Annotated in this window: 8 protein-coding genes and 1 pseudogene; 6 read left to right on the top strand and 3 right to left on the bottom strand. The window is 68.4% G+C overall.

The genetic code is table 11. The features are described from left to right. The first annotated feature begins 360 nt into the window (after window positions 1-360). The 3 genes from yajC (at window position 361) to secF (ending at window position 3,645) form a co-directional block, all read left to right on the top strand. Window positions 361-705: a preprotein translocase subunit YajC gene (gene yajC / locus CEK66_RS18400; protein WP_017910689.1), complete on the top strand. Its 345-nt coding sequence runs from the start codon at window positions 361-363 to the stop codon at window positions 703-705. Window positions 706-761: 56 nt separating this feature from the next. Next, the gene (gene secD, locus CEK66_RS18395) at window positions 762-2,606 is read left to right on the top strand and encodes a protein translocase subunit SecD (RefSeq protein ID WP_152237865.1); all 1,845 of its coding nucleotides are present in this window, start codon (window positions 762-764) and stop codon (window positions 2,604-2,606) included. Window positions 2,607-2,679: 73 nt separating this feature from the next. Further along, window positions 2,680-3,645 (top strand): protein translocase subunit SecF, encoded by a 966-nt coding sequence (secF, locus tag CEK66_RS18390; protein WP_152237864.1) that lies wholly within the window; start codon window positions 2,680-2,682, stop codon window positions 3,643-3,645. A 237-nt stretch (window positions 3,646-3,882) separates the two neighbouring features. On the opposite strand, the gene CEK66_RS18385 is transcribed toward secF, so the two are convergent. Together CEK66_RS18385 and CEK66_RS18380 are read right to left on the bottom strand one after the other, a co-directional pair. Continuing rightward, a complete protein-coding gene (locus tag CEK66_RS18385) occupies window positions 3,883-6,030 on the bottom strand; it encodes a methyl-accepting chemotaxis protein (RefSeq protein ID WP_152237863.1) in 2,148 nt (715 codons plus the stop codon). A gap of 482 nt (window positions 6,031-6,512) precedes the next feature. Continuing rightward, complete coding sequence (locus tag CEK66_RS18380; protein ID WP_026144017.1) at window positions 6,513-7,340, bottom strand: inositol monophosphatase family protein; 828 nt, start codon at window positions 7,338-7,340, stop codon at window positions 6,513-6,515. Between the two features lie 118 nt (window positions 7,341-7,458). Between CEK66_RS18380 and CEK66_RS18375 the strand changes: the two genes are divergently transcribed. The 3 genes from CEK66_RS18375 (at window position 7,459) to CEK66_RS18365 (ending at window position 11,427) form a co-directional block, all read left to right on the top strand. Beyond that, a complete protein-coding gene (locus tag CEK66_RS18375) occupies window positions 7,459-8,217 on the top strand; it encodes an RNA methyltransferase (RefSeq protein WP_017914286.1) in 759 nt (252 codons plus the stop codon). A 178-nt stretch (window positions 8,218-8,395) separates the two neighbouring features. Further along, a complete protein-coding gene (locus CEK66_RS18370) occupies window positions 8,396-9,286 on the top strand; it encodes a phosphate/phosphite/phosphonate ABC transporter substrate-binding protein (protein WP_152237866.1) in 891 nt (296 codons plus the stop codon). Next, on the top strand, window positions 9,283-11,427 hold the full coding sequence (locus CEK66_RS18365) for an EAL domain-containing protein (RefSeq protein ID WP_152237862.1): 2,145 nt from the start codon (window positions 9,283-9,285) through the stop codon (window positions 11,425-11,427). The genes CEK66_RS18370 and CEK66_RS18365 overlap by 4 nt, the downstream gene beginning before the upstream one ends. 60 nt (window positions 11,428-11,487) lie before the next feature. Here CEK66_RS18365 and CEK66_RS18360 read toward each other — a convergent pair. Beyond that, window positions 11,488-12,065: pseudogene (locus CEK66_RS18360) on the bottom strand (EF-P beta-lysylation protein EpmB); the annotation flags it as partial.

Below are 12,065 nucleotides of genomic sequence, written 5' to 3'. Positions count from 1 at the left end.
GAGAGGGGTTGGGGTGAGGGTTCGGGCGCAGCCTCGTGTTGTTAGGGAGGGGTCGGGGGTGAGGGTCCGGGCGAAGCCTCGTGCCGTTTGGGAGGGGTTGAGCCGAGGGTCCGGCCACCGCCGAACCCTGTTCCTCTCCCGGATCCAACCGCAAGGACCCCGTACGCCAGATCGGAATCGCCCGTCGGTGCCGGCCCCTTCCCGCTGCGCATGGCGCCGTTCCTGTGCCGCAAGGGCAGGGCAGCGGTTCCGGAGGGTGAAGGAAGATCGTGGCATAATCGGCGGCTGCTTGCTGCCGCAAGGCAAACCAGCGGTCCGTGCCCCAGGGCGTCGGGCTGCCCAAACCATAGGACGTACCCGATGAATCCGCTCGATTTCCTGATTCCCGTCGCCCAGGCGCAGACCGCTGGCGGCGCCGCCCCGGCCGGTGGTGGCCTGCAGATGTTCCTGCTGCCCATCATCCTGATCGCGGTGATGTATTTCGTGATGATCCGGCCGCAGATGAAGCGCCAGAAGGAACACAAGTCGATGCTGGACAAGCTCGGCCGCGGCGACGAGGTCATCACCTCCGGCGGCGTGGCCGGCGTGGTCACCGACATCGGCGACAACTTCATCACCATCGAAGTGGCCGACAACGTGCGCATCCGCGTGCAGAAGGGCGCCGTCGGCAATGTCCTGCCGAAGGGCACGCTGAAGTCCGCCTGATCCATTTCTCCTACTGCTAGGCGCGACGCCGGCGTGGCGTCGTGCGGGGTCCCGCAATGCTCGAGTTTCCGCGCTGGAAGTATGTCCTCATCCTGATCGTGCTGGCGTTGAGCGCGTTGTACGCGCTGCCCAACGTGTACCAGAAGGATCCGTCGGTCCAGATCACCGCCAGCCGCGGCGGCAAGATCGACGACGCCCTGCGCGAGCGGGTCCTCGCCGACCTGAAGACGGCCGGGATCACCCCGAAGCTGGTCGACAAGGAAGGCGACAGCCTGATGGTGCGCCTGCCGAACCTGCAGGCGCAGACCCGTGCCAACGACGTGCTGCGCCAGCAGGTGGGCGAGAACTACACGGTGGCGCTGAACCTGGCCTCGACCGTGCCGGACTGGCTGTCGCGCCTGGGCGGCAAGCCGATGGTGCTGGGCCTGGACCTGGTCGGCGGCGTGCACTTCGCCCTGCAGGTCGACCAGAAGGCGGCGCTGGAAAAGCGCCTGGACGCCTTCGCCGAGGACATCCGCACCACCTTGCGCGACAACCGTCTGGCCTACCGCTCGGTCGAGCGCCGTCCCGACAACAGCATCCAGGTCAGCCTGGGCGAGGGCGTCGATGCCAGCGCCGCGCGCGCGGCCATCGCCAAGGCGCAGCCGACCCTGAGCTACGCGGTGTCCGGGCAGACCATCGCCGTGACCGTGCCCGAGGCCGAGCTGAAGCAGATCGCCGCCGGCGCCATCGAGCAGAACCTCACCACGCTGCGTAACCGCGTCAACCAGCTGGGCGTGGCCGAGCCGATCATCCAGCGCCAGGGCGACGACCGCATCGTGGTCGAGCTGCCGGGCGTGCAGGACACTGCCGAGGCCAAGCGCATGATCGGCGCCACCGCCACGCTGGAGTTCCGCGGCGTGGTCGACGGCAATGCCGAGGACGCGGTGCGCAGCGGCAACATCCCGCCCGACGCCAAGGTCTACCGCCTGCGCGACAGCGGCGCCCCGGTGCTGCTGAGCAAGCGCGTGCTGGTGTCCGGCGACCAGATGGTCAACGCCACCGTCAGCACCGACCAGAACGGCATGCCGGCCGTGGCGGTCACGCTCAACAACGCCGCCGGCCAGCGCATGTTCGACTACACCAGCGCCAATACCGGCAAGCTGATGTCGGTGGTCTACATCGAGCGCATCCCCACCGTGACCATGGTCGACGGCAAGGAAGTGCGCAGCGTGCGCGTCAACGAGGAGGCGCTGGCGCCGACCCGGATCGCCGGCGTGTTCGGCAAGAACTTCCAGACCACCGGCCTGGAGAAGACCGAGGCCGAGAACCTGGCCAAGCTGCTGCGTGCCGGTTCGCTGGCCGCGCCGATGGACTTCGTCGAGGAATACGTGATCGGCCCGAGCCTGGGCGCGGAGAACGTCGAGCGCGGCATCACCGCGGTGGTCTACGCGTTCCTGTTCACCCTGGTGTTCTTCAGCGTGTACTACCGCATGTTCGGCCTGATCACCTCGGTCGCGCTGCTGATGAACCTGCTGATCGTGGTCTCGGTGATGTCGCTGTTCGGCGCCACCATGACCCTGCCGGGCTTCGCCGGTCTGGCGCTGTCGGTGGGCCTGTCGGTGGACGCCAACGTGCTGATCAACGAGCGTATCCGCGAAGAACTGCGGCTGGGCGTACCGCCCAAGTCGGCGATCGCGGCCGGTTACGAGAAGGCCGGCGGCACCATCCTCGACGCCAACCTCACCGGCCTGATCGTCGGCGTGGCGCTGTACGCGTTCGGTACCGGCCCGCTGAAGGGCTTCGCGCTGACCATGATCATCGGCATCTTCGCCTCGATGTTCACCGCGATCACCGTGTCGCGCGCGCTGGCGGTGCTGATCTACGGCCGTCGCAAGAAGATCAAGTCCGTGGCCATCTGAGCCACGCACGCCACCTTCCGCACGTCCCCGCGCCGACAGGCGCGGGGTCCAAAAAAACGCAGAGCGGTCTCCAATGAAAATTTTCCCGCTTCACCTGATCCCCAACGACACCAAGATCGACTTCATGCGCTGGCGGCACCCGACCCTGGTGCTGATGCTGGTGCTGGCGCTGGCCTCGTTCGCGGTGATCTTCACCAAGGGCTTCAACTACGCGCTGGAGTTCACCGGCGGCGCGCTGGTGCAGACCAGCTTCCAGAAGCCGGTCGACGTGGACCAGGTGCGCGAGCAGCTGGCCAAGGCCGGCTTCGAGAATGCGCAGGTGCAGAACGTCGGCAGCGGCAACGAGGTGGTGATCCGCCTGCAGCCGCAGGGCGAGCACAACAACGAGGACATCACCAAGAACCTCGCCGAGCAGGTGCGCAAGGCGGTGAGCACGCCGCAGAACCCGGCCACGGTCAAGCCGGGCGAGTTCGTCGGCCCGCAGGTCGGCAAGGACCTGGCCTTGAACGGCGTCTACGCCACGGTGTTCATGCTGGTCGGCTTCCTGATCTACATCGCCTTCCGCTTCGAGTGGAAGTTCGCGGTGGTGGCCAGCCTGACCGCGCTGTTCGACCTGTTGGTGACGGTGGCCTACGTGTCGGTCACCGGCCGTGAGTTCGACCTGACCGTGCTGGCCGGCCTGCTGTCGGTGATGGGCTTTGCGATCAACGACATCATCGTGGTGTTCGACCGCGTGCGTGAGAACTTCCGCAGCCTGCGCGTGGAGCCGATCGAGGTGCTGAACCGCTCGATCAACCAGACCTTGTCGCGTACGGTGATCACCGCGGTGATGTTCTTCCTGTCGGCGCTGGCGCTGTACCTGTACGGCGGCGAGTCGATGGAAGGCCTGGCGCTGACCCACATGATCGGTGCGGTGGTGGTGGTGGTGTCCTCGGTGATCGTGGCGGTGCCGCTGCTGTCGATCGGGCCGTTCCAGGTCACCAAGCAGGACCTGCTGCCGAAGTCGAAGGACGTCGAGGCGCTGGCGCGCAGGCCCTGATGGGGCCGGGAGTGGGGATCCGGGTTTGGAGATTCGTGAAAGCGTGACGTCCTGGGCCTGAAGCACTCCCTCCTGCGAACGAAAAAGCCGCGCGGATGCGCGGCTTTTTCTTTGTGCGGACGCTGGGGGCATCGGGTGGGTGCAGCGCGACGTCGGCCGGGTTGCCGTGCGTGGGATGGGGCCGTCAATGACGGTCCCATCCCCTCCGTGGCGTGCGTGCCGCGCAGGGCGTCCGCGCTACGTCGCGTTGGCGGTGGCGCGGGCCACCAGTTGCGCCACCATCGGATAGGTCTCGCTGCGCACCTGGAACTGGCCGACGATCTCCACCAGGTCGCCGGCCTGCTGCTCCATCGCGCGTGCCGCGGCAGTGGCTTCCTCGACCAGGGCGGCGTTCTGTTGGGTGGTCTCGTCCATCTGGGTGACGGTGTGGTTGACCTGCTCAATGCCGGCCGACTGCTCCTGCGAGGCGGCGGCGATCTCGCCCATGATGTCGGTCACGCGCTGCACCGAGGCCACGATGTCCTGCATCGTCGTGCCGGCCTGGGCGACCAGCGCCGAACCTGCGTTCACGCGCTCGACCGAGTCGTCGATCAGCGTCTTGATCTCCTTGGCCGCGCTGGCCGAGCGCTGGGCGAGGGTGCGGACCTCGCTGGCGACCACGGCGAAACCGCGGCCCTGCTCGCCGGCGCGTGCCGCTTCCACCGCGGCATTGAGTGCCAGGATATTGGTCTGGAAGGCGATGCCGTCGATCACGCCGATGATGTCGGCGATCTTCTTCGAGGCCGCCTCGATGCCGTCCATGGTGGTGACGACCTGTCCGACCACCGTGCCGCCCTGCGAGGCCACGGAGGCCGCGCCGGCGGCCAGCTGGTTGGCCTGGCGCGCATGCTCGGCGTTCTGCTTCACCGTGGCGGTCAGTTCCTCCATCGATGCGGCGGTTTCCTCCAGGCTGGCGGCCTGCTGCTCGGTGCGGCGCGACAGGTCGTCGTTGCCGCTGGCGATCTCGCCCGCGGCGGTGTCGATGCTGGCCGCGGCCTGCTGGATGCGGCCGACCATGTCGGTCAGTTGCGCGACGGTGGCGTTGGCGTCGTCGCGCATCCGCGCGAACACGCCGTGGAACTCGCCCTGCATGGTCTGGGTCAGGTCGCCGGCGGCGATCGCGCGCAACAGCTGCGACAGCGCCGCCAGATTGGTCTCGGTGCCCGTCATCATCGTGTTGAGGTTCGCGACCATGCCGCGGAAGGCGTGACGGAAACGCTGATCATTGCCGCGGCGGGAGAAGTCGCCCTGCGCGGCGGCGCGCACCAGCAGGTCGATCTCGTCGTTGATCGCGCCGAGATTGCGCTTCACCTTGGCCATGGTCTCGGTCAGGATCGCCTTCTCGCCCGGGAACTGCTCCAGGTCGCGGCTCAGATCGCCTTCGGCATACTCGCCCATCAGCGCGATCAGCTGCTGCTTGACCGAGATATGGCTGTGCACCAGGGCATTGGTGTCGCGGACCATGCGCCCGTAGTCGCCCGGGAAGCGTGTCTCGTCCATGCGGAAGCTGATCCGGCCGGCGTCATGCTGCTTGGCCATCTCGGTCTGCGCCTGGATCACCGTGCGCAGTTCCTCCTGCATCTGCCGCATGTCGTTGAGCAGCGACGGCGCCTGGGTGCGCAGGCGTACGTCCTGCGACAGGTCGCCGCTGGCGATGCGGCGCACCACGTCGGCTGCGTAGGCGGGCTCGCCGCCGAGCTGGCGCATCAGGCTGTTGCGGACCAGCAGGCCGAGCAGGATGGCGGCGACGATACCGATCAGCATCCCGCCGAGGCTGGTCCATTCGCCCGACTGCGCGCGCGCCTCGCTCTCGGCCTTGCGCACCTGCAGCAGGGCGCGCTCGGCGTTCTCGTACTGACCGATCGTGTCGCGCAACCCGTCCATCTGCTGCTTGCCGACGCTCCGGAACGCGTCCAGCTGGGCGTCGTCGCTGTCGGCCGCGGTGGTGCGCATGTGCTCGACCGCCTTGCGCTTGGTCGTCATGAACTGCGTGTAGTCCTGCATCAGGGTCTGCAGGCGCGCCTGCTGCGCCGCGTTGTCCGCGGTCAGCTGCTTGGACTCCTGCCACTGTGCGCTGAACTCGCGTTCGCCGAGTTCGAGTGGCGCCAGGTAGGACGGATCGCGGGTCAGGGCGAAGCCGCGCGCGCCGCTCTCGATGTTGAGCAGGCTCACCAGCATGCGGTCGCCGAGGGTGATGACCTTGTAGGTGTGCGCGTCCAGCGCTGCCGCGCTGGTGAACTTGCGGAAGCCGATCAGGCTGGTGATGCCGACCAGCAACAACATGGCGATCACGCCGCAGAAGCCGATTGCCAGGCGCTTGGTGACGGTGAGATGATGGAAGGACACGCGAGATCTCCGGAAGATGCGAGAGAGCGGCGCTATCGGCTCCATTGCCGCAGGGACGGCAATGCAGGCACGGATCAGCGGGGAAGTTCGGGCAAAGACCCGCATCGGTATCGGCCGCGTTCCGTGGATCTTTAGGGCTGCGTTCGCCGATTGCGTCGGGCGCATCGCACATGCCGTTTTGCCTGCACGTAGCGCGTCGTGTGCCGTTTTCTACGCAAGCGCCGATCAAGCAGGAGTGAAGCGCGCAGCGTCCAATGCGTGAGTGCGGTGTGACGGAAAAACGGCCCGTGCGTTCTGCGTTCGACGGGATTTCCTGGATGGTGGCTGGCCTGCGCGAGGCCAGGCGGATGCTGCGAAAGGACCTGTGCGGAGGTCGTGCGCCGGTCCGATCGGCGGATGACGGACATAAAAAAAGCCGCGCGAGTGCGCGGCTTTTCTGTTGTTGCGGTGTCGCTGCGCCGGCGTAGCGCCGGTCGCCTCGCTCAGAACTTCGCGTCGAACTCCCCGGCGAAGCCGGTATTGACGATCAGCTTCTGCAGCGCGTCGCCGACCTTGAGGTTGCCGGCGACCACCTGGAACTGCTGTGGGCCGCGGTCGTCGATGCGGCCGAGGGTGCCGCCCTTGAAATCGGTGACGCGGCCACCGGCCTCGCGCACCAGCAGCACGCCGGCGGCGATGTCCCAGGCCTTCACGCCGGCTTCGAAGTAGGCGTCGCTGCGGCCGCAGGCCACATAGGCCAGATCCAGTGCCGCCGAACCGGTGCGACGGATGTCCTCGGCCTGCACCAGCAGCGCATCCACGCACTTGAGCTGGGGGCTGGTGCGCTTGCGCTCGCGCGGCGCGAAGCCGGTGTGGACCATGGCGCCGTTGAGTTCCTTGCGCTCGCTGACACGGATGCGGCGGTCGTTGAGCACGGCGCCGTTGCCGCGGCTGGCGGTGAACAGTTCGTTGCGGAGCGGGTCGAAGATCACCGCGTCGACCGGCTCGCCGTTCTCGACCAGGGCGATCGACACGCAGTAGTGCGGGAAGCCGCGCAGGTAGTTGCTGGTGCCGTCGAGCGGGTCGATCACCCACATGTAGCGGCCGCCGCCCTGCACGCCGCTTTCCTCGCCCATCACGCCGTAGTCGGGGTAGGCGCGGCGCAACTCCTTGACGATCACCTTTTCCGCATCGGCATCGACTTCGCTGGCGTAATCCATGCGGTCCTTCTGCACCACGTTCAGTGCTTCCAGGCGGTTGATGTGGCGCAACAGCACGTTGCCGGCGAGGCGGGCGGCCTTGACCATGACGGTGACGGCGGGTTTTTGCATGGCAACGGCTCCCGAGAAGGCGGAGGTGGGTCTGGAGGAGGAAAAGAGCAGTCCGGCGCCAAGGCCGGCCGCACAGTTTACCATCTACGCCCCCGTTCGCTTCGCCTGCCGTGCCGCCATGACCGATTCCCTCCGTATCCGCTTCGTCCTGGTCGGGACCCAGCACCCCGGCAACATCGGCGCGGCGGCGCGCGCGATGAAGACCATGGGGCTGTCGCGGCTGGTGCTGGTGGCGCCGGAATGCGAGTTGGAGACCGAGGCCTACCGGCGTTCTGCCGGGGCCGAGGATCTGTTGCAGCAGGCGCCGGTGCTGCCGGCGCTGGCCGACGCAGTGGCCGATTGCCGGTTGGTGCTGGGCTGCACCGCGCGCAGCCGCCGCGTGTCGCTGGAGGAGTTGCTGCCGGCCGATGCCGCGCAGCGCCTGACCGCGACCAGCGCCGAACCGGCGGAGGTGGCGCTGGTGTTCGGCCGCGAGCGCACCGGCCTGACCAACGAGGAACTGCAGTTGTGCCATGCGGCCGTGCACATTCCTTCCGATCCGGCGTTCAGCTCGCTCAATCTGGCCGCGGCGGTGCAGGTGCTGGCCTACGAACTGCGCCTGGCGCAGCTGCGCGGCGCCGCCCCCGCGCCGGCGCCGGCACCGGGGTTTCGCGAGGCACCGGCCAGCCACGCACAGGTGGAAGGGCTGTTCGGGCAGTTGGCCGAGACCCTGGACGATATCGACTTCCACAAGGGCCGCGCCCCGGATTCGGCGATGCGCAAGTTGCGCCGGCTGTTCCTGCGCACCGAGCTGACCGAGCAGGAGGTGCGTCTGCTGCGCGGCGTGCTGTCCGATGCGCAGCGCATGGCGCGACTCGCCGGGCAGGCCGGAAACTGAGGCCAGGCAAGGCGCGAAGGCATCCATCGCGGCGCGCGCGCCGACGCGTGCGCCCAGGGCGGACTGCATGCGCGGCAGGCGCCATTCTGTGACGCTGTCACCGGCATGCGCTTTCGGCTAGGCTTTGCAAGGTCTACTTGGGGATCGTGGTTTGTCCAGTTCGCGTTGGCGGGTGGTCGTGGTGTGGCTGGCGCTGGCGATCTGCTGGCCCGCGTCCGTGCACGCGCGGCCCTCGGTCCTGGTGCTGGGGCGCATCAGCGACAATCCCAAGGCCCATTACGAGCAACTCAAGCCGCTGCTGGACTACGTGGTGCCGCGCATGCGCGAGGTCGGCATCACCTCCGGGCAGATCCTGATGGCCCGCGACAGCCAGCAGATGAGCAGTTACCTGCGTCGCGGCCGGGTCGACTGGGTCACCGAGACCGCTGCCACCGCGATGGCGCTGGAACAGCGCGGTGGCGCCAAGCCGCTGCTGCTGACCGAGCGCAACGGCGTGCGTCAGTACCACACCGTATTCTTCGTGCGCAATGACGCGCCGGTGCACGACCTGTCGGATCTGCGGGGGCGCACGCTGGCGCTGCAGAGCACGCTGTCCACCAGCGCCTACCTGGTGCCGATGATGACGCTGTTCGAGCGCGGCCTGCATCCGGAGATCCTGCTCTCGACCAAGGACCAGCCCTCGGCGGAAACGGTCGGTTACGTGTTCGCGCGCTCGGAACTCAACATCGCCGCCTTCGTGCACAAGCACCTGGTGGATGCCGGGGCGTTCAGCAATCTCGACTGGGACGACGATCGCCGCATTCCCCCCGCGTTCCGCCGCGACTTCCGGGTGATCTACCGCAGCGAACCGTATCCGCGCGCGGTGGAGATGGTGCGCAGCGATCTGCCCACGGACGTGGAGACGCGCCTGCGCGAGGTGCTGCTGCACGCCGCCGACGATCCGCAGGGGCGCGCGGCGCTGCGCCAGTTCTTCGGGACCTCCGGCTTCTACCCGATCGATCCGGCGTCGCAGAAACGCCTGGATGCCCTGCGTGCCGGCGTGGCGCGGGTGAGGCTGGAAGTGGAATGAAGACCATGCGTTTCGGGTTGCAGGCCAGGTTCCTGCTGGCCATGGGCGTGGCTGCGCTGCTGGTGATGGCGATCCTGGCCCTGCTGCTGGAGCGCCAGGCGGCGATGCAGCGCGAGGTGCGCACGCTCAGCGGCAACGCCATCCATAGCCTGTTCGACAGCAGCATGCGCACCCGCGGCGAATCGCTGGCGCGGCAACTGGCCGATTCGCTGGCCAACCCGGTGTACTACTCCGACCTGGATGCGATCGGCACGCAGGTGCGTGGGGCGCTGGGCTATGTGGCGGTGGCCTACGTGCTGGTCTACGACGCCGACGGGCGGCTGATCCACGACGGCAGCAAGGACCTGGTGGGCTACGGGCAGCGCATGCGCGGGCCGATGGCCGACGCCGCGATCCGCGCCAAAGGCCTGCTGGCGCAGGAGTCGCCGGAGTTCCTCGACGTGTCGATGCCGATCATGATCGGCGACCAGCGCGTGGGCGGGGTGCGGGTAGGCATGTCCTGGACACGCGCGCAGGAGTACGAGCGCAAGGCCGGGCAGAACCTGGACCAGCGCCTGGGCGCACTGGGCAAGCGCCATCTCGGCTGGTTGCTGCTGTTGCTGGCCGCGCTGGGCCTGACCGCGGCGATGGTGGCGGTCTACGTGCAGCGCACGCTGGTGGCGCCGTTGCGCTGGATGGCGGCGACCGCACGCCAGATCGAGGCCGGCAACTATGCGGTGGAGCGCCGCGACAGCGGCCGCCACGACGAGGTCAGCGAACTGCTGCGCGCGTTCGGGCGGATGAGCGAGGCGATCGCTCGGCACGACCGCGACGTGCGCCACATGGCCTACACCGATGCGTTGACCGGGCTGACCAACCGGCTCGCGTTCCGCGAGGCGCTGGACCATCGCATGCTGTCGGCGCGCGCCTCGCAGCGCAGGCTGGCGCTCCTGTTCGCCGACATCGACGATTTCAAGCGGATCAACGACACCCTGGGTCACGAGGCCGGCGATGAAGCCCTGCTGCAGTTCGCGCGGCGCATCCAGCTGGCGGTGGAGCAACTGGGCGGCGACGATGCGCTGCTGGCGCGTTTCGGCGGCGACGAGTTCGTGATCCTGGTGGAGGATGCGCAGGCGGCCAAGGTCGCCACCGCGCTGGCGCAGCGGCTGGTGCAGGAGCTGCGCGAGCCGCTGCGGATCCAGGGCCGCGAGGTGTTCATGGGTACCTCGATCGGCATCACTGTCTACCCGGGCGATGCCGAGGACGCCTCGGCGCTGCTGAAGAACGGCGACATCGCCATGTACCAGGCCAAGCTGGCCGGCAAGAACTGCCACCGCTTCTACAGCCGCGCGATGGACTATGCGGTGGAGCGGCGCGTGCACATGGAGCACGAGCTGCGCGGCGCCTGGGAGCGCGACGAACTCAAGCTGGCCTACCAGCCGATCTTCCGCACCCAGGACCGGCGCATGGTCGGCGTCGAGGTGCTGCTGCGCTGGCAGCATCCGGCGATGGGCACGATCTCGCCGACGGTGTTCATCGACGTGGCCGAGCAGAGCGGGCTGATCGAAAGCATCGGCCCCAAGGTGCTGCGCGCGGCCTGCAGCGAGGCCACCCAGTGGCGGCGCGCCGACGGCAGCGCCGACCTGTTCGTCTCGGTCAACGTCTCGCCGCGGCAGTTGCGCAGCGGCGATCTGCCCGAAGTGGTGGCCGAATGCCTGCGCGAGTCCGGGCTGCCGGCGGCGCAATTGCATCTGGAGCTGACCGAGACCGCGGTGATCGGCGACGAGCTGCAGGCGGCGAGCATGCTGGCGCGGCTGCATCGCACCGGGGTCAAGGTCTGGCTGGACGACTTCGGTACCGGCTTCTCCGGCCTGAGCCATCTGCGCCAGGTGCCGGTGGACGGGGTCAAGATCGACAAGAGTTTCGTCGCCGACCTGCAGCGCGACCCGGACGACCTGGCGCTGACCACGGCGATCATCGCCATGGCGCATTCGCTGGACATCACCGTGGTCGCCGAGGGCATCGAGCAGGAGACCCAGTTCGAGCTGCTGCGCGAGCGCGGTTGCGAACTGGGGCAGGGCTTCTGGCTCAGCCGACCGCTCAGCGCGGAGGAATTCCGCCAACTGCTCGCCAACGAGGACGCACCGCCCGCCAGCGCGTGATCGCCGCTGCGGCGTCGTGGCCGGCGTGCGCTGTGCCTGCGGCGGTCCCGGCCAGGCGGGTCAGGGCAGCAGCGGGCGCTTGCCGCTGTCGCCGGGAATCTCGCGCACCAGTTTCGGCACCAAGTAACCGGACAGGCGTGCGGCCAGCGCCTGGTGCAGGGCCAGCGCGGTAGCATCGTCCACTTCGAAATGGGCCACGCCCTGCACCCGGTCCAACTGGTGCAGGTAGTAGGGCAGCACGCCGGCGGCGAAGCTGCGCTCGCTCAGCGCGGCCAGCGCCTCCACGCTGTCGTTGACCCCGCGCAGCAGCACCGCCTGGTTGAGCAGGTGCGCGCCGGCCTCGCGCAGGCGCGCCAGCGCGGCATCCACGCCGGCATCGAATTCGTTGGCGTGGTTGGCGTGGATCACGAACGCCAGCGGCCACGGCAGCGTGCGCAGCCAGGCCAGCAACGGCGCATCGACGCGCTCGGGCAGCACCACCGGCAGGCGGCTGTGGATGCGCAGGCGCTTGAGTTGCGGCAGCGTCGCCAGCGCCTCGGTGAGTTCGGCCAGCTTCGGCGTGGCCAGCGACAGCGGATCGCCGCCGGACAGGATCACTTCCTCGATGCTGGGGTCGGCGGCGATGGCCGCCACCGCCG

Origin of the sequence: Xanthomonas sp. LMG 12460 (genome assembly GCF_009192895.1) — a bacterium.
Lineage (GTDB): Bacteria > Pseudomonadota > Gammaproteobacteria > Xanthomonadales > Xanthomonadaceae > Xanthomonas_A > Xanthomonas_A sontii.
This window is presented reverse-complemented; position numbering and strand designations above follow the sequence as displayed.